General features: G+C 56.2%; 18 protein-coding genes. 7 read left to right on the plus strand and 11 right to left on the minus strand.

Annotated elements, in window-relative coordinates:
• Positions 1-50 precede the first annotated feature (50 nt).
• Positions 51-644, plus strand: a complete 594-nt coding sequence (ribA, locus tag DXX3274_RS12975; protein WP_038919406.1) for a GTP cyclohydrolase II — start codon at positions 51-53, stop codon at positions 642-644.
• 58 nt (positions 645-702) lie between these two features.
• On the opposite strand, the gene DXX3274_RS12980 is transcribed toward ribA, so the two are convergent.
• Both DXX3274_RS12980 and acnA read right to left on the minus strand, forming a co-directional pair.
• Positions 703-2,322: an ABC transporter substrate-binding protein gene (locus DXX3274_RS12980; protein WP_042860111.1), complete on the minus strand. Its 1,620-nt coding sequence runs from the start codon at positions 2,320-2,322 to the stop codon at positions 703-705.
• A 417-nt stretch (positions 2,323-2,739) separates the two neighbouring features.
• Positions 2,740-5,433, minus strand: a complete 2,694-nt coding sequence (gene acnA / locus DXX3274_RS12985; RefSeq protein WP_042860112.1) for an aconitate hydratase AcnA — start codon at positions 5,431-5,433, stop codon at positions 2,740-2,742.
• 454 nt (positions 5,434-5,887) lie between these two features.
• Here acnA and gstA point away from each other — a divergent pair, with 454 nt between their 5' ends.
• Positions 5,888-6,502 (plus strand): glutathione transferase GstA, encoded by a 615-nt coding sequence (gstA, locus tag DXX3274_RS12990; RefSeq protein ID WP_042860113.1) that lies wholly within the window; start codon positions 5,888-5,890, stop codon positions 6,500-6,502.
• Between the two features lie 74 nt (positions 6,503-6,576).
• Here gstA and pdxY read toward each other — a convergent pair whose 3' ends face one another.
• The 5 genes from pdxY to anmK form a co-directional block, all read right to left on the minus strand.
• Positions 6,577-7,437, minus strand: a complete 861-nt coding sequence (gene pdxY, locus DXX3274_RS12995) for a pyridoxal kinase PdxY (RefSeq protein WP_042860114.1) — start codon at positions 7,435-7,437, stop codon at positions 6,577-6,579.
• 210 nt (positions 7,438-7,647) lie between these two features.
• A complete protein-coding gene (gene tyrS / locus DXX3274_RS13000; protein WP_038669566.1) occupies positions 7,648-8,925 on the minus strand; it encodes a tyrosine--tRNA ligase in 1,278 nt (425 codons plus the stop codon).
• Between the two features lie 137 nt (positions 8,926-9,062).
• Entirely contained in the window at positions 9,063-9,776 is a 714-nt protein-coding gene (gene pdxH, locus DXX3274_RS13005; protein WP_238556042.1) for a pyridoxamine 5'-phosphate oxidase, read from the minus strand.
• A gap of 97 nt (positions 9,777-9,873) precedes the next feature.
• Positions 9,874-10,179, minus strand: coding sequence for an MliC family protein (locus DXX3274_RS13010; protein WP_042860115.1), 306 nt, complete (start codon positions 10,177-10,179; stop codon positions 9,874-9,876).
• A 106-nt stretch (positions 10,180-10,285) separates the two neighbouring features.
• Positions 10,286-11,398 (minus strand): anhydro-N-acetylmuramic acid kinase, encoded by a 1,113-nt coding sequence (gene anmK / locus DXX3274_RS13015; protein ID WP_042860116.1) that lies wholly within the window; start codon positions 11,396-11,398, stop codon positions 10,286-10,288.
• Positions 11,399-11,743: 345 nt separating this feature from the next.
• On the opposite strand from anmK, the gene DXX3274_RS13020 reads away from it, so the two are divergent.
• Positions 11,744-12,211: a glycine zipper 2TM domain-containing protein gene (locus DXX3274_RS13020; protein WP_013318322.1), complete on the plus strand. Its 468-nt coding sequence runs from the start codon at positions 11,744-11,746 to the stop codon at positions 12,209-12,211.
• 395 nt (positions 12,212-12,606) lie between these two features.
• Here DXX3274_RS13020 and slyA read toward each other — a convergent pair whose 3' ends face one another.
• Positions 12,607-13,044: a transcriptional regulator SlyA gene (gene slyA, locus DXX3274_RS13025; RefSeq protein ID WP_038919414.1), complete on the minus strand. Its 438-nt coding sequence runs from the start codon at positions 13,042-13,044 to the stop codon at positions 12,607-12,609.
• A 173-nt stretch (positions 13,045-13,217) separates the two neighbouring features.
• Positions 13,218-13,457: a DUF1289 domain-containing protein gene (locus tag DXX3274_RS22885; RefSeq protein ID WP_071603953.1), complete on the minus strand. Its 240-nt coding sequence runs from the start codon at positions 13,455-13,457 to the stop codon at positions 13,218-13,220.
• Positions 13,458-13,721: 264 nt separating this feature from the next.
• Here DXX3274_RS22885 and gloA point away from each other — a divergent pair, with 264 nt between their 5' ends.
• Both gloA and rnt read left to right on the plus strand, forming a co-directional pair.
• Positions 13,722-14,129: a lactoylglutathione lyase gene (gene gloA / locus DXX3274_RS13030; protein WP_033569846.1), complete on the plus strand. Its 408-nt coding sequence runs from the start codon at positions 13,722-13,724 to the stop codon at positions 14,127-14,129.
• Between the two features lie 141 nt (positions 14,130-14,270).
• Positions 14,271-14,948, plus strand: a complete 678-nt coding sequence (rnt, locus tag DXX3274_RS13035; RefSeq protein ID WP_042860117.1) for a ribonuclease T — start codon at positions 14,271-14,273, stop codon at positions 14,946-14,948.
• Positions 14,949-15,058: 110 nt separating this feature from the next.
• Here the strand turns inward: rnt and DXX3274_RS13040 are convergent, their stop codons facing one another.
• Positions 15,059-15,409, minus strand: a complete 351-nt coding sequence (locus DXX3274_RS13040; protein ID WP_038668251.1) for a Grx4 family monothiol glutaredoxin — start codon at positions 15,407-15,409, stop codon at positions 15,059-15,061.
• Between the two features lie 331 nt (positions 15,410-15,740).
• Between DXX3274_RS13040 and DXX3274_RS13045 the strand changes: the two genes are divergently transcribed.
• Entirely contained in the window at positions 15,741-16,712 is a 972-nt protein-coding gene (locus DXX3274_RS13045) for a C40 family peptidase (RefSeq protein ID WP_042860118.1), read from the plus strand.
• Positions 16,713-16,842: 130 nt separating this feature from the next.
• Here the strand turns inward: DXX3274_RS13045 and DXX3274_RS23785 are convergent, their stop codons facing one another.
• Positions 16,843-16,932, minus strand: coding sequence for a YnhF family membrane protein (locus DXX3274_RS23785; protein ID WP_193747032.1), 90 nt, complete (start codon positions 16,930-16,932; stop codon positions 16,843-16,845).
• Positions 16,933-17,318: 386 nt separating this feature from the next.
• On the opposite strand from DXX3274_RS23785, the gene purR reads away from it, so the two are divergent.
• Entirely contained in the window at positions 17,319-18,344 is a 1,026-nt protein-coding gene (gene purR / locus DXX3274_RS13050; RefSeq protein ID WP_042860119.1) for an HTH-type transcriptional repressor PurR, read from the plus strand.
• The last annotated feature ends 272 nt before the right edge of the window (positions 18,345-18,616 follow it).

The following is an 18,616-nucleotide window of genomic DNA, read 5'->3' on the forward strand; positions in this document are numbered from 1 at the left end:
TCTCTTCCGGTGAGGAACGGGAATTCATCATTTATGCGTTGGAGATTAACATGCAGCTAAAACGGGTGGCGGAAGCCAAACTACCCACCCCGTGGGGCGATTTCCTGATGGTAGGATTCGAGGAAACAGCGACCGGGCGCGATCACCTGGCGTTGGTTTATGGCGATATTTCCAGTCCCGAACCAGTACTGGCCAGAGTACACTCTGAATGTTTGACCGGTGATGCACTGTTTAGCCTGCGTTGTGATTGCGGTTTTCAACTGGAAGCTGCCCTGAATCACATTGCCGAAGAAGGACGCGGCGTACTGCTGTATCACCGTCAGGAAGGGCGCAACATCGGGCTGTTGAACAAGATCCGGGCTTATGCCTTGCAGGATCAGGGCGCCGACACAGTGGAAGCCAACCATCAACTGGGCTTTGCCGCTGACGAGCGCGACTTCACGCTGTGCGCCGACATGTTCAAGCTGTTGAACGTGGAAGCGGTGCGCCTGCTCACCAACAACCCAAAAAAGGTGACGATCCTGAGCGAAGCGGGCATCAACATCGTGGAGCGCGTGCCGCTGATTGTCGGCCGCAACCCGAAAAACGAGCATTATCTGGCGACCAAAGCGGCCAAGATGGGCCACCTGCTGGACACCGAATAAGTATCATCACCAAATCAGTGCCATCTCGCCAGGCGGTCGCCCGCCTGGCGTGTCATCATCAATGCTTGATAATGTAAATGTCCTTACTGTAGTAATCCCCTTTCAAATCGGGTTGGAACCCGCCCACATACGGCTTCACCATCTGACTGCGCACGTAGTAGTAAATCGGGATCAGCGGCATCTGCTGTTGCAGAATAGTCTCCGCCTGATGGTAGAGTGTGCTGCGGTCATCCAGCGACGACGCTTTCACCGCTTTATCCAGCACCTCATCATAGGCTTTATCATTGAATTTGCCGGTGTTGTTGCTGTCGTTGGCGCGCAGGGTATCGAAATAGGTCGTCGGCTCGTTATAGTCGGCGCCCCAAGAGCTTCTCACCACCTCGAAGTTGCCGGTACGAGAGGTATCCAGCAGCGTTTTCCATTCCTGATTCAACAAGGTGGCTTCCGCGCCGAGATTCTGCTTCCACATTGACGCGGCGGCGATGGCGATCTTCTGGTGCGATTCGGAGGTGTTGTACAGCAACTGGAATTTCAGCGGATGGCTTTCGTCGTAGCCCGCTTCCTTCAGCAGCTTTTTCGCTTCGGCATTGCGCTGCTGCTGCGTCCAACCGGCCCATTCCGGCTGATTGCTGGTATAGCCGGCCATACCGCGCGGCACATAGTTATAAGCCGGCACCTGGCCTTGCCCCAGCACCTTGTCGGCAATCACGCTCTTATCCAGCGCCAGATCCAGCGCGCGTCTGACTCGTGCGTCGTTGAACGGCGGTTTCTGAGTATTGAAGCGGTAGAGGTAAGTTGAGAGATAAGGCGTGACTTTCACTTCATTCGGCAATTCTTCTTTCAGCGATTTAAACAACTGATTGGGCATAGTGTAAGTCGCGTCCACTTCCCCGGCTTTATAGCGGTTCACTTCGGCGGTGTTAGAGACAATCACCAGATACGTCACCTTGTTCAGCACGGTGTGGGCATTATCCCAATAATTGGGGTTACGCTTGGCGGTGATGCGCTCGTTAACCACCCACTCGGAGGGAATAAACGGGCCGCTGCCGACAAAATTGGCGGTCTGGGTCCACTTGTCGCCGAATTTCTCAATCGCCGCTTTAGGGACGGTGATCATCACATAGTGATCCACCATCGGCAGGAAATAGGACAGCGGCTGATCCAACGTTACCTGTACGGTCTGTTTGTCCAGCGCCTTGATGCCCAGTTCCTGCGGGCTCTTTTTACCGTCGATGATGTCGGCGGCGTTCAGCACATGCATACTGCTGACATATGTTTGGTACGGCGACAATGTTTTGGGATCCACCAGACGCTGCCAGCTGAACACCACGTCATCGGCGGTGATCGGGCTGCCGTCCGACCATTTCAGCCCCGGACGCAGATGGAAGGTCCAGACCTGGTTATCTTTATTTTCCCAGCGATCCGCCAGACCCGGCATCACGGTGCCGTCATCGCGCACCGACACCAGTTTTTCGAAAAAATCGTGGATAAGGTTACCTTCTACGTCGCTTTCCACTTTATGCGGGTCCAGCGACGCCGGTTCGGAACCGTTGGCGCGCACCAGTTCCTGTTTATCCGCCAGTTGCACACCGGCAGGCACCGCCGCCGCCTGCACCGAAACCGCAGTAAGGCTCAATACACCCAGTATTGATGCCAGCCAACCCTTGTCTATTGTCATTCCTTGCTCCTCTATCCCGCCATACTTCCGGTTGCAGGTGCATTGGCGTGATGACCCGCCTCGTCGGGGCCGCGGTAAGCCGCACACAACGCCGCTCGCTGCCCCGCTCACTGCTGTCGTCAACGTCCGGGGATGCCGCATCGCCGCGTTACAAGGCTCGTCATGCACGTTGTCCTGAAGGGCCAATACGTTGCGCTGTTCAACACGCGAGCGTTTTATCCTGCAACCTGAATTATTTGGGGTGTGATAATTTTATGTTATGAATCATGGCATTAAGCCATGAAACACTAATACTTCATCCGGACGGTCAGTACAAGTGCGCAATGCACAATTCCCGCAGCACCGCCACAATGGCAAAAAATCAGCCCCCAGAGTGGGGGCTGATGGCAGGCAGAAAGTAAGGTAACCGTTCGGGCATCAGGCATGCGGCGCATCACCAAGCATACGCCGAATAACATAGTGCAGAATGCCGTCATGGCGGAAATAGGTCAGTTCGGTGGCGGTATCGATACGGCAGCGGGTCTGAATAATCCGGGATTCGCCATCCGGTCGGGTGATCGTCACCGCTACCGTCGCTCCCGGCGTCAGGGCTGCCAGATCAAGGACCTCAAGCCGCTCGTCGCCGGTCAGGTGCAGCGTTTTGCGGCTTTCGCCATTCAGAAACTCCAGCGGTAAAATCCCCATTCCAATCAGGTTAGAGCGGTGAATGCGCTCAAATGACTCGGCAATCACCACCCGCACGCCCAGCAGACGCGGGCCTTTGGCTGCCCAGTCGCGGCTGGAACCCGAGCCATACTCCTTCCCGGCGATCACCGCCAGCGGTATGTGCTGCTCGCGGTAGCGTACCGCCGCGTCATAGATCGTTGTCACCTCCTGCGACGGCACATGCCGGGTGAAACCGCCCTCTTTACCCGGCACCATATCGTTGCGAATGCGCACATTGGCAAAGGTGCCGCGCATCATCACCTCATGGTTGCCGCGCCGCGCGCCGTAAGCGTTAAACGCCGGCGGCGCGACGCCCTGATCTTGCAGATAACGCCCGGCCGGGCTGTCAGGCCGGATATTGCCTGCGGGCGAGATATGATCGGTGGTGACCGAATCGCCCAGCATCGCCAGAATGTGCGCACCGCGAATATCCTGCACCGGCGCGGGCATTTTCTGCATATCGTCGAAGAACGGCGTGCGCCGAATGTAGGTGGAGTCCGCCGGCCAGTGGTAGGTCGGATCCTCGCCTACCTCGATCGCCTGCCATTCGGGTGTGCCATCAAACACCGACGCATAGGCTTTGCTGAACAGCCCGGCGCTGACCGTCTGTACCGTATCCGCCACCGCGTCGGCAGACGGCCAGATATCACGCAGATAAACCGGCTGCCCCTGCGCGTCCTCACCCAGCGACTCACAGGTCAGGTCCAGAGACATATTCCCGGCCAGCGCGTAGGCCACCACCAGCGGCGGCGAGGCCAGCCAGTTGGTTTTCACCAGCGGATGAATGCGCCCTTCAAAGTTACGGTTGCCGGACAGCACCGCCGCCACGGTCAGGTCTTCCTCACGAATAGCGCTTTCGATGGCTTCCGGCAACGGCCCGGAATTGCCGATGCAGGTGGTGCAACCGTATCCCACCAGATGAAAGCCCAGTTGCGCCAGCGGTTCGGTCAGCCCGGCCAGTTCCAGATAGTCCGACACCACCCGGGAACCGGGCGCCAGCGAGGTTTTCACCCAGGGTTTAACCTTCAACCCGCGCGCAACGGCATTCCGCGCCAGCAATCCCGCCGCAATCAGCACGCTGGGGTTCGAGGTATTGGTACAGGAGGTGATGGCGGCAATCACCACCGCGCCGTGCGTCAGCCGCGTCGGCGGGTCTTTTTCCTGCGCCGCCGATGTGGCGGTCGCCCGGTTTTCCGTCGTCAATTCCAGTTCCCGACTGGCTTTGAACGCACGGGGCGCCTCGGCCAGCGTCACCCGGTCCTGCGGCCGTTTGGGGCCAGCCAGACTGGTTTCAACACTCGCCATATCCAGTTCCAGCACACTGCTGAAACGCGGCTCATCCCCTGGATGACGCCATAAGCCCTGCTCGCGGCAATACGCCTCCACCAGCGCGACCTGCTCGTCGCCGCGGTTGGTCAGCCGCAGGTAATCCAGCGTGATGTCGTCGATCGGAAAAAAGCCGCAGGTAGCACCGTACTCCGGCGCCATGTTGGCCAACGTGGCGCGATCCGCCAGCGGCAGATGATCCAGACCGTCACCGAAAAATTCGACAAATTTCCCCACCACGCCGTGCTGGCGCAGCATCTGGGTCACCGTCAGCACCAAATCGGTAGCGGTGATGCCTTCGCGCAATTTGCCGCTCAAGCGCACCCCGACCACATCGGGGATCAACATCGAAACCGGCTGGCCCAGCATCGCCGCTTCCGCCTCGATACCGCCGACGCCCCAGCCCAATACGCCAAGCCCATTGATCATGGTGGTGTGCGAATCGGTGCCGACCAGCGTATCCGGGTAAGCCAGCAGCACATCGTCTTGCTGGCGGCTCCAGACCGCCTTCGCCAGATACTCCAGATTGACCTGATGACAGATACCGGTGCCCGGCGGCACCACGCGAAAATGCCGGAAGGCTTTTTGTCCCCAACGCAGAAAGGCGTAACGCTCGTGGTTGCGGGACATCTCCAGACGGGTGTTTTCCACCAGCGCGCGTTCATCGCCGAAATGATCCACCGTGACCGAATGGTCGATGACCAGATCCACCGGCGTCAGCGGATTCACCCGGCTGACCTGCCCGCCCAGCCGTCGCACCGCGTCGCGCATCGCCGCCAGATCTACCACCGCCGGTACGCCGGTAAAATCCTGCATCAGCACTCTGGCGGGATGAAAGGTAATCTCGCGGTCCGCATGGCCGTCGCGCTGCCAGTCCGCCAGCGCCTGCAGATCGGCTTCCTGCACCGTGTCGCCGTCCAGATGGCGCAACAAATTCTCCAGCAGAATCTTCAGCGACTTGGGTAGCCGATCAAGGTTCCCCAGCCGCTGCGCCGCCAGCGGTAAACGCCAGTATTGGTAAGTTTGCTTGTGGACCTTAAGGGTAGCGAGACAAGCATCACGATAAGATTGAGATGACATGATTTCTCCCCGGCAGGCAACCTGCACGGCGGACACACGTCAGTGAACGCCACACAGACATGGCTGCAAAATGATCTGATGGCTAAAAACCATCGGTGTTGCATCGCCTTACGGCGATAGGTATCGCTTATTTAAAGATAACACAAACTACGATTAACGCATTTGCAACATATTGGATGGCAAGATAAGCCACACGCGAGGGTGAATATTCCCGCGATGCAACCGATAACAACAGAAAGGAGACAGTTTATCCCTGGACAAGGATGTCGGGAGAAAGCGATGGCCCGGCAGTACGTTGATTTCACAGCACTCTTATCTTGCGATGCCGCGCACAGCCAGCTCTACTGATTTATTGCAATATGATTTACACGATCGTGTGAAAACGTTTACCGTTGTTAACACCCTTACCTGACACTGCGACTCACCGCAAAGACGTTTACTGAAGGAATGGCGAATGAAACTCTATTACAAACCGGGAAGTTGCTCACTGTTTCCTCACATTATTCTGCACGAGACCCGGACCAAGTTCACGCTGGTGAACGTCGACCTGCGCACCAAAAAAACCGAACAGGGCGATGACTACCTGCTGATCAACCCGAAAGGCATGGTACCGGCGCTGGCGTTGGATGACGGCGCCATTCTGACGGAAACCATTGCCATCGCCATGTATCTGGCGGACAAAGCGCCGCAATACAATCTGATCGCGCCGTCCAGCACGATTCATCATTATCGCGCCATCGAGTGGCTGGCCTACATTTCCACTGAACTGCACAAATCCTTCACGCCGCTGTTCCGCCCCGGCACGCCGGAGCTGTACAAAGATTTGCTGAAAAGCTATCTGGAGCAACGTTTCCGCTATCTGAACCAGGTATTAAGCGAGCACGACTACCTGGTGGGCAACCGCTTTGGCGTCGCCGACGCCTACCTGTTCACCATCTGTCGCTGGGCGCACGATCTGAAGTTCGACCTGATTCAGTTCCCGGCGCTGACGGCTTATCTGGAGCGCGTCTCCGGGCGGCCGGCGGTGGAAAAAGCGTTGACGGCGGAAGGACTTGACGTCAAATACTGACGCCCTCTGATAGCAGGATACCAGGCAGAGGAACACAACGGGACGCCACGCCCCGTTGTTGAACTGATGGCCGTTTAGAGACGAACGGCCTGGAAATGATGGCGTGGCTGCACAATGCCATCCTGTGCCGCCACCAGTTGCAGTTCGTACTGCTCCATTTCTTTCGTCACCAACATCACTTCATAGACCGCCGCGGTGGTATGTTCCAGCGCTTTTTCCGGCGCGACGCCTTTCAGCAGATTCACCAGCAGCAGGCCGCTGGTCAGGTCGCCCACGCCAACCGGCTGGCGCGGCCCGAAATCCACCAGCGGACGCTGGATATGCCAGGCATCTTCCGGCGTCACCAGCAGCATCTCAAAGCTGTCCTTGCTGGCGGCAGCGCGGCTCAGATGCTTGACCAGCACCAGCTTCGGCCCGCGCCGGCAAAGCTCGCGGCTGGCCTGCACCGCCTCATCCACCGTGTGCACGGCACGGCCGCTCAGCAGTTCCAGCTCCGGCAGGTTGGGGGCAATCATATCGCTCGCCAGCAGTGACTGATTACAGTGAAAATCGGTCACGCCCGCCGGTACGATGCAGCCTTTTTCCGGCGTCCCCATGACCGGGTCGCAGAAGTAGATGGCGCGCGGGTTGGCGGCTTTCACCCGGCGAACCACTTCCAGAATATGCCCGCCCTGTTCCGGCGAACCGATATACCCGCTCAATACCGCATCGCAGTCCTTCAGGTGATCGATATTGCTGATGCCCTGAGCAATCTCGGTCAGATGTTCAGCGGGCATCACGCAGCCGGTCCACTGACCATATTGGGTATGGTTGGAAAATTGCACGGTATTCAACGGCCAGACATTCACGCCCATCCGGCGCATGGGAAACTCCGCCGCGCTGTTGCCGGCATGACCGAAAACCACGTGAGACTGAATCGACAGTATGTTTTTCATGAAAGTGACTACCCTTGCCTGCTCAAATGCGATGTGCTTGTTTTTATAAAGCAGCTTGCTATAAAACCGCGCGTTGCCTTTGTTCCGCCGTTCGGCGCGTAACCGATGCGGCGCTATCCGGTGTTGTCAGCCCGTCTCCCATCATGGCGCAGAACGCGGGGAGCGCGCCTAAAAAACAAAGGGAGCATTTCGCTCCCTTTGGTGGATCAATCAGTCTTTCCAGCAGACCAGACAATAGTTTTTCTTGCCCCGGCGCAGCAGGGTGTAACGCCCGAACAGACGATCGGCGCCCGTGAAGGCGTATTCCGGATCTGACTGCTTCTCGCCGTTGATAGTGATGGCGTTGGAAGCGATAGTCTTGCGCGCCTGCCCGCGGGAGGGCTGCAATTCGGAATCCACCAGCGCCTGCTGCAGGTCAGCGCCTGTCGCCAGCTCAACCATCGGCACGCCGTCCTGCGCCAGCTGCGCGAAATCCGCTTCGGTCAGGTCGCTCAGGTTGCCATTAAACAGACTCTGGGTGATGCGCTTGGCCGCGGTCAATCCCTCTTCGCCGTGCACCAGACGGGTCACTTCTTCCGCCAGCACATACTGAGCGCGCGGCGCCACGCCGCTGTTCTTGTCTTCCTCTTCCAGCGCATTAATCGTTTCAATGTCGAGGAAGGTGAAGAATTTCAGGAACCGGTATACGTCAGCGTCAGCGGTGTTGATCCAGAACTGGTAGAACTTGTACGGACTGGTTTTCTTCGGATCCAGCCATACCGCGCCGCTTTCGGTTTTGCCGAACTTGGTGCCGTCAGACTTGGTGATCAACGGAACGGTCAGGCCGAATACCTGTTTCTGATGCAGACGGCGGGTCAGGTCGATCCCGGAGGTGATGTTGCCCCACTGGTCGGAACCGCCAATCTGCAACTCCACGCCGTGCAGCGCGTTCAGCGAGGCGAAGTCATAGCCCTGCAGCAGGTTGTAGGAGAATTCGGTGAACGAAATACCCACATCGTCCCGGTTCAGGCGCTGTTTGACCGCTTCTTTGTTGATCATCTGGTTGACGGAGAAGTGCTTGCCGATATCGCGCAGAAACGTCAGCACGTTCATGGAGCCGAACCAGTCATAGTTGTTGGCCGCCACGGCGCTGTTGTCGCCGCAGTCGAAATCCAGGAACGGCGCCGCCTGACGGCGGATTTTTTCCACCCACTCCTGCACCGTATCTTCGGTATTCAGCTTACGCTCGGCGGCTTTGAAACTCGGATCGCCGATCAGCCCCGTCGCGCCGCCCACCAGCGCCACCGGTTTGTGACCGGCCATCTGAAAGCGTTTCAGGCACAGCAGTGGCACCAGATGTCCCAAATGCAAGCTGTCGGCAGTCGGATCGAAGCCGCAATACAGTGCAATTGGCCCCTGCGCCAGTCGCTCTGCTAACGCGCCCTCGTCCGTTACCTGGGCCACCAGGCCCCGCTCTTGCAATTGTTGAATCAGATTGCTTGCCATCAAAGTCTCCATGTATAAACGACTGCACCTTTGCCGGTACACGACTTTTCGCCTCTTTGGCGAAAGAAAAATTCAGGGTGACATAGAATAAAGCGCCGACACCGGGAGTGCCAGCGCTTAGCGCAACAAATTCCGGTGATTTAGGGCGCCAGCCGGTCGATTGTCCAGCCATCGCCCTCGCGCTGGTACAGAAAACGATCGTGCAGGCGGTGTTCGCCGCCCTGCCAGAATTCCATCGACTCGATAGTGACGCGGAACCCGCCCCAGAAACTCGGCAGCGGAATCTCGCCCTGCTGAAACTTTTGCTTCATCTCGAAGAACTTGCTTTCCAGCATGCTGCGAGCGGAAATGCGGCTTGACTGTTTTGAAACCCAGGCGCCGATCTGGCTGTCGCGCGGGCGGCTATGGAAATACTTCATCACGTCCAGCATCGGCAGTTTTTCCGCCTTGCCCAGCACGATGACCTGACGCTCCAGCGTGTGCCAGGGAAACAGCAGGCTGATACGGGAATTCACCGCCAACTGTTGCGCCTTGCGGCTGCCCATATTGGTATAGAACACCATGCCTTTTTCATCATAGTGTTTCAGCAGCACGATACGCTGATAAGGCTGGCCCTGCTCGTCGACCGTCGCCACACACATCGCGGAAGGATCCGCCAGTTGCGCTTCGCAAGCCTGCTTTAGCCAGCGTTCGAACAGATCGAGCGGGTTGTCGGTCAGATCGTGGCGACGTAGCCCGCCACGGGTGTATTCGCGCCGTAAATCGGCGATATCGACAGCGGTGTTTTTACCGGGCGCGATCGCAACGCGGTTTCGGGTGTCAGGGTTGTGCGCGTCATCGTGTTCTGTGGTCATGAGGTCCTGCCGTTGCCTAACCGGGCGAGAAATAGAGAGGACTCATTCTGCGCCCGCGTCGCCAAAATCTCAACGCCCGCAACGGCATGGACATGGATTACTTCAGCACACAGTCATTGACGATGATTCTGTCGCCTCGCACGATAAACGCCTGATTTCCCTTACTCCAGAAGGCGTATCGATCGTCGCTGTAACGCATGCCGGACGCGGCGGGCACCTGGGGCAACGTGTGAGACTCGCCATCCAGCAGGAAGGTCACGCTGTCGCCCTGCGGACCGGGGTTCAGGGTGACGGTGAGCGGCATGGTGCCGCACTGGTAGTAAAAGGTCTGCGGCTTCGCGGCCGGCATTAAGTAAGCGCAGCCGCTTAATAGCACTACACCGGCAATCAGCAGTGGTTTCATTCTATTTTTCTCCTGTTATTAGCGGATCCCGGCGTCCCATCCGGACAAATCCAATAACGGAGCAGTCTATCAACAGACCGCGGACGGACCTCTCGGCAAAATCCGATTACACGGTCATCGCCGGATAAATGGCGCCCAGCACGGTTTCGCGGCTGGCGCCGGTAACAGACGGCAAATTGCCCGGCAACCCCGACAGGGTACGGAACGCCAGCCAGGCGAACGCCAGCGCTTCCATATCATCGCCACGGATGCCGAAGTTGTCGGTAGCGCTGACCTCAATGCCCGGCAGACGCGCCGACAGCTGGCTCATCAGCAGCGGGTTGCGCGCCCCGCCGCCGCATACCAGCACACGTTCGCAACCGCCGGTCAGCAGCACTTGCCCGGCGATGGTTTCCGCGCTCAGCGCCGCCAGCGTGGCCTGCACATCTTCAGGCCGCAGACGAGGAAAAGCCGCCAGTTGTCTTTCCAGCCACGCCAGATTGAAATACTCGCGCCCGGTGCTCTTGGGCGCCGGCAACCCGAAATAGGGATCGGACAGCATGTGGCTCAGCAACGCGTTGTCCACCTGGCCGGTTAACGCCCAGGCGGCGTCTTTATCGTATGGTTGCGCCCGGTTGCGCCACACCCAGGCATCCAGCAGCATATTGCCCGGCCCGGTGTCATAGCCTTTTACCGGGCGCCCCGGCACCAGCACCGAAATGTTGGCGATCCCGCCGATATTCAGCACAATTCGCCGCTCCACCGGATGCTGCAACAGCGCGTGATGGAATACCGGCACCAGCGGCGCCCCCTGCCCGCCTAACGCCATGTCGCGGCGGCGAAAATCGCCGACCGTAGTGATGCCGGTCACCGCGGCGATACGGTTGCAATCACCAATCTGCATGGTGCAAGGCGCGTCGCCGTCCGGCTCATGCCAGACCGTCTGCCCATGACAGCCAATCGCGGTAATCTCGCTCGCGTTCAACCCGGTCTGGCGCAGCAGCGCCTGTACCGCTTCGGCAAACAGCGCCCCGAGCCGGGTATCCAATCGCCCCAACTCGGAGAGCGTCACGGCCTGGCCCTGGTTCATGCTGAGTATCGTCTGGCGAATCGCCGGCGGAATCGGGTGGCAATAACTGGCTTGCTGTGCGACGGTGTGCTCGTCAATGGCGGCTAGCACCACGTCGACACCATCCAGACTGGTGCCGGACATCACACCAATATATCTTCCAGACCTCATCGGATTACCTTTGTTTTGTAAAATAACCGTCTGTCACGAAATGGCCTCAAATGACCAGGCGATTCAGGCGCGTTGTCGGTATATTGGATTTAGATTTTGTCTTTTTTGTCAGACTGATGCCAGCGTAGGTAAAAAATCGCCATTTGACACGGTTTTTCAGAAAAAGCGGGATTCACAGGGAACTTTATAGCGCGTTTATTATCAATTTAGGCACGCTATTCTATCCTTAACATCAATTGAAACAGTAGAATGGTGCGTTCGACCACACCATAATGTGACAATAGATAATTCGTCGGCTTAGGCTGCGCCCCCGACACAGACACAGCTATAAACAGGAGTCTTTCTATGATGAAACGTTTTCTCGTGATCACTTTAGCAGGTATCACACTGGCCGGCTGCGCCAATACCAGCACCCTGTCAGGAGACGTTTACAGTGCATCCGAAGCCAAGCAGGTTCAGACTGTAACCTACGGCACCGTTGTCTCCACCCGTCCGGTACAGATTCAGGCCGGTGAAGACAGCAACGTCATCGGCACCCTCGGCGGCGCCGTACTGGGCGGGCTGGTCGGTAATACCGTCGGTCGCGGTACTGGCCGCAATCTGGCGACAGCCGCAGGCGCGGTTGCCGGTGGCGTTGCCGGTAACAGCATTGAAGGCGCGGTCAACCGCGTTCAGGGTGTGGAGCTGGAAATCCGTAAAGACGACGGCAGCACCATCATGGTGGTGCAAAAACAGGGCGATACCAAATTCCACGCTGGGCAACGTGTGGCAATGGCCAGCAACGGCCGTTCCATCACCGTCTCTCCGCGCTAAGATTAGATTATCAATCACCACCCGCCGGGTGGTGATTGTCTAATGTCATCAATTCGGCTCGATATATCCAGATAACCATCATTCACGCCATATACTTGTCATACTTCGCGTTGCAGGTGCGCCGGCTTTATTACTAGCCCATCCATGGGCCTCGCCCCTTAGGGGCCGCGACAAACCGCATTCAACCCTGCTCCCGGCGAAGTTACCGCTTATCCCAGTCATTTACTTATGTAAGCGCCTGAGAATTCCACCGGTCGCCGCGTTAAGGCTCATAATGCGCCCAACGCTTTGCGCTGTTCAAAACGAGAGCGTTTTGTTCTGCAACGCGAATTATTTAAAGTATATGTTGCCTGGAATTCGAATTCGCCCGCCAAGACATTTACTTTTTCTATTAATTAAGACTGGCTCTCATGTAATGCCAAAATGTTTTTTTCCAACCTGGAGATAATAGTGGCCAACTCATCCACTTCCTCCGGGGTAATACCATTTAATATTTCGCTGCGTGTCTGATCAATAACGTCATTAACGGCCTGAATGATAGGATCCGCCATATCTGTTAGCAGAATACGCTTGGCGCGTCGGTCGTGGGCGCAGATGTGCCGGGTAATTAACCCCTTGTCTTCAAGTTGATCCAACGTACGCACCAGCGAAGGCTGTTCTATTCCTATCGCTTTGGCTAGCTGAATTTGGGACTGCCCCGGAGGCAGTTGGTGAATATTATGCAGCGTGACCCAGTGCGTCTGCGTGAGCTCCAGAGGCTTTAATCGATGATCAATCAAAGCGCGCCATACACGAACCAACCGGGCTAAATCAGAACCTAACGGCAATTCCATCACTTCTCCTTATAGTTAGCATACTAAGCAACTTCCCTGGATTGCAATCAACTCTGATTTAAAACGAAAGTCTAATAAAAAATGTCTTATTGTTATCAATCTATTCTAGCAAATAATAATTAATTAAAAATGATCTTGAACTTAATTTATATCATTAAATATCACCATGCCGGTTAAAACAAGGCTGGTTGATCCGGCTCGGAGGGTGCTGAATTTTTTTCGCTTCGCTGCGAACGTTTCATCCTTTGTCGACACAAACGCAGCACATCCTGTTTTTGCACATCACTCATCGTTCCCCAATTAAAACGCTCGCTGCGGCTTCGAAAACAACCACGACAAAAGCCCCGGTCATCCGCCTGGCAGATACCCCGGCAAGGGTTGGGAACAGGAAAAAGTTCGAGCTGCTCAGCCACAGGACCTCCTCATCTGACGTCTTTATTGAAACCTTGATTGCCGTCACTGGCAAGCTTTCCGTAACGTTAGCGCGCAATTAACTGCCATTTTCCCGCTTATCACGTCTTTTTTTCAGCAAGCACACCTGCAAAGCGGCGCCCGGCCACAGGTTTGGACTCCCCCCGGCAACGACGTTATACTCAGGCCCTGTTGTTTCAGGCGGTACCGGAACACAACCGGTATCGCCCATGACGGTTAACCCACTGATCAAAATAGGGGTCATTATGCGTTTACTTCATACCATGCTACGCGTTGGCGACCTGCAGCGCGCTATCGATTTCTACACCAAGGTACTGGGCATGCGCCTGCTGCGCACCAGCGACAATCCGGAATACAAATATTCTCTGGCATTCGTCGGCTATACCGAGGAAAGCGAAGGCGCGGTGATCGAACTGACCTACAACTGGGGCGTGGAAAGCTATGAATTGGGCACCGCCTTCGGTCATATCGCCTTGGGCGTGGATGACGTAGCGGGCGCCTGCGAACGTATCCGTCAGGCCGGCGGCAAGGTTACCCGCGAAGCGGGCCCGGTCAAAGGCGGCACCACCGTTATCGCCTTCGTTGAAGACCCCGACGGTTACAAGATCGAGCTGATCGAACATTCACAGGCCGGTCAGGGACTGGGCAACTGATCATCCCGCCTTTGCTGTTCAGGTGCCGACAGGCGCCTGTCTTTCGGGGGAACGGTTATTCGCCGTCATGCACGGCTGCTGCATCCCCCGCCGGAATTTGCCATAATGCGCACTGCATGTTACTGAAGAAATAAGAAACGAATGGCTGAGAAAAATAACCTGAACGCTCTGAACGCGCGTTTTCGTGGCTTTTACCCTGTTGTTATCGATGTGGAAACCGCCGGGTTCAACGCGAAAACCGATGCGCTGCTGGAAATTGCAGCCGTAACGCTGAAAATGGATGAAAGCGGTTGGTTACAGCCGGACGAAACCTTGCATTTTCACATCGAACCGTTTGAAGGCGCTATCCTGCGGCCCGAAGCGCTGGCCTTTAACGGCATCGACCCTGCCAATCCATTGCGTGGCGCGGTGAGCGAATATGAAGCGCTGCATGAAATCTTCAAGGCCGTGCGTAAGGGAATCAAAGATCAGAACTGCAATCGCGGCATCATCGTGGCCCATAACGCGACCTTCGATCACAGCTTTCTGATGGCGGCGGCAGAACGCTGCGGCCTGAAGCGCAACCCATTCCACCCTTTCGCCACCTTCGACACCGCTGCGCTCAGCGGGCTGGTGCTGGGACAGACGGTGCTGGCTAAAGCCTGTATTGCGGCGGAGATACCATTCGACGCCAGCCAGGCGCACTCGGCGCTCTATGACACCGAACGGACAGCGCAGCTATTTTGTGAACTGGTCAATCGCTGGAAGCGTATGGGCGGCTGGCCGCTGGCATCGGGAACCGATACCGAAGCGCCGCTGGCTGTCGGCAGTGAAGAATAAAGCTGCGCGGACGCGTATGACCGTGCAGACGCCTTGCGGTATCAAAGCACCATAATCGTAACGATTAAAACGACATCAGGCAGCGCCGGGCTGCCTGATATAGAAGGGGATTACTGCTGATCCGCCTGCTGGGATCGGTACTTATCGGCAGTTTCTTTAATCAGTTGCTGCAGTTCGCCGCGCTGGTACATCTCAATCACGATGTCGCAGCCGCCAACCAATTCGCCATCCACCCACAGCTGCGGGAACGTCGGCCAGTTAGCGTATTTGGGCAATTCAGCGCGGATATCCGGGTTCTGCAGAATATCCACATAGGCAAAACGCTCGCCGCACGCCGACAACGCCTGTACCGCCTGGGCAGAAAAACCACAGCTCGGCAGTTTGGGAGAACCTTTCATATACAGCAAAATCGGGTTTTCAGCGATCTGACGCTGAATCTTTTCAAGTGTCGTTGTCGTCATTCTATTGCTTCCTCAAGGGCGTGATGACCAGCCCATCAACGGCTGTTCATGTGACTCGCGGCATACCGTGCCGTGCCGCTTCTGTTGTTTTGTATTCTAACGATAGCGACGGCCACAAAAAAACGCTATCTTTTGTAGGGTTTTGTCCGGCTGGTCGCGCGCCAGAACAAAACAACGCCGAATCGGCTGATAATTAAGCAGCAAGCTCCGTTGTTAACGTTTTCTCACTATTTTGTAGTAACAATGCCTTATTCCCCACTTTTTTATCAGGTCATTTTCGGGAATACTGTGAAGATTGAACGATTGAGGACAACATTCGGTCAGAATTATCATGCGTTTATTTATTACGCTCTTCTTATTATTTTTCAGTAATCTGTTTTTTAACCTGGCACAGGCTAATCCACATAGCGCTGCGGTATTGCCGCGCAAAACCGGCGTGGAAACGGCGAATAAAGCTATTGAGGAATCCAAAAAAAGCAAGGTTGCCAAAAATACCAAAAAGGGTGCGGCGCCCACTCATGACAAAAAACCGGAAAAAACCACCAAAACCGCACCTGCCAAAACGACCGCCGCTCACGATAAAAACGTCAAACCGCACAATGATAAAAAACCGGTGACCACCGCGGCCGCGGCCCACACACCCAGCAAGCAACAGAAGCAGGAAAAACGCGTTCAGGCTAAAGCGCCAGCCAGCAAAACCGCGAAAAAGGACACCCCGACACCGGCGAAAAGCAGTCATAAGGCGCACGAAACCGTGATTGCCAAAACGGCAGGTAAAAAAGGCAAGTCGGCCGTCGCCGACGAAGAAACCGCTGCCGCATCACCACACAGCAAAAGTAAAAAAGGCCGCCAGGATAAAGCCGCGCTGACCATCAGCGCCGCTCACCAAAAGCGCTACCAGCATGCCAAACTGACCGCTATGAATAAGCTGATGAGCCAAATCGGCAAACCCTATCACTGGGGCGGCACGACCCCCTACTCCGGTTTTGATTGCAGCGGGCTGGTGTATTACGCGTATAAAGATGTGGTGAAAATCCCGATCCCGCGAACCGCCAATGAGATGTTCCACTTGCGTGATGCCGCGCCTATCAAGAAAAGCGAACTGGAAAGCGGCGACCTGGTATTCTTTCGGATAACCAATCGCGGCGCCGCCGACCACGTCGGCGTCTATCTCGGCAATGGTCGCTTCATCCAGTCGCCGCGTTCCGGCTCCGACATCAAAATCAGCAAACTGAGCGAAGACTACTGGCAGGATCATTACGTCGGCGCCCGTCGCGTGGTCACGCCGAAAACCATTCGTTAAGAAACTTCCGCGGGAGTGGCGATTATCAATACGGCAAAAGGGGCATCACGCCCCTTTTTGTTTTCCGATATCTGTCTTTGACGGCAACGAATGTACTGCTGAGGTTCCAGGCGCCGCCAGTGCCACGCCGTCAGTTCATTACCGCAGTCAGACTAAAGATGATGATCATCGCCAGTGAAGCCACGGTGGTGAACAGCGACATTTTCAAATTGGTATCCATAGTATTCTCCTGTATGTGACTGATGATCGCCATCATCCTGTCATGTCTGAATCAAACCCCAATCCCGGCAGGCGGGGAAACATTATAAAGCATAGGCCTATTATCACCCGGCGGGCGTCAAAAAACCGGTTTCTGCGTCACAGAGATAAAACGAATTGCCTCTTCCACTTTTGCTCTAAATCGGCCAAAATCCGCAGTTTACTGTATACACTGCGTTGGTCGAAGCGTCAGCCCTCCCTTCAAGCTACACACCTCGGCATGTCTCCTCCTGAAATGTTGCCTTGTTGTCTGGCAGGAGAAGAATTCACGCAGGCAAACGATTAACAACATATTTACTGCTGTAACAGACAAGCTACTGTAACAGATGAGTTCAGGAGTCACTTTAGATGGCAACGATCAAAGATGTGGCAAAACGCGCGGGCGTTTCGACCACAACCGTATCACACGTGATCAATAAAACACGTTTCGTCGCCGAAGAGACCAAGGCTGCGGTGCGCGCGGCCATCGATGAATTGCATTATTCGCCAAGTGCGGTGGCCCGCAGCCTGAAAGTCAACCACACCAAATCCATCGGCCTGCTGGCGACATCCAGCGAGGCGCCCTATTTCGCCGAAATCATCGAAGCGGTGGAAAACAGCTGCTACGCCAGAGGCTACACGCTGATCCTGTGCAACTCCCATAATAATCAGGACAAACAGCGCGCCTACCTGTCCATGCTGGCGCAAAAACGGGTCGACGGCCTGCTGGTGATGTGCGCCGAGTATCCGCCGGAGCTGCTGTCCATGCTGGTGGATTACCGCCATATCCCGATGGTGGTGATGGACTGGGGCGAAGCCCACAGCGATTTTACCGATACCATTATCGATAACGCGTTTGCCGGCGGCTACATGGCCGGGCGTTACCTGATTGAACGCGGCCACCGCGACATCGGCGCCATTCCCGGTTCTCAGGGGCGCAATACCGGCAGCGGGCGTTACCTGGGTTTCCTGAAAGCGCTGAAAGAGGCCGACATTCCGCTGCGGGAAGAGTGGGTGGTTCAGGGCGACTTCGAGCCGGAATCCGGCTACAAGGCGATGCACCAGATTCTGGCCCAGAAACAGCGACCGACCGCGGTGTTCTGCGGCGGCGATATCATGGCGATGGGCGCCATTTGCGCCGCCGACGAACTGGGGCTGCGCGTACCGCAGGATATTTCGGTGATCGGTTATGACAATGTCCGTCACTCCCGGTATTTTACCCCGGCGCTGACCACCATCCACCAGCCCAAGGAACGGCTGGGACAGGCGGCATTCTCGATGTTGCTCGACCGCATTACCAGCAAACGCGAGGAAGCCCAGACCATTGAAGTGCACCCGACGCTGATCGAACGCCGCTCCGTCGCCGACGGCCCGTTCCTCGATTACCGTCGTTAAAATTCAGACGATTCCGTTATCTCTGTCTGGCTATTCAATCAAGCGGCAGGCCGCACCACACCTGGCGCCGGCGCACGCTATCGCTGTTGAGCTCATAACTTAACGTGCTGCTTTAACCCAACGAATCTTGTCGTCGGGTTAAAGCAGTCATACACTTGTCACTGTCGTTGACGACAATAATCATGATCAGACGATGCTTTCGGCCTCACGCATCGCCTTACTTTTTCTATCCTGCCTGTTGACCGCTGCGGCTTTTTGTTACGGCCAGGGAT

The sequence above is a fragment of the Dickeya sp. NCPPB 3274 genome (assembly GCF_000406205.1).
Taxonomy (GTDB): Bacteria; Pseudomonadota; Gammaproteobacteria; order Enterobacterales; family Enterobacteriaceae; genus Dickeya; species Dickeya fangzhongdai.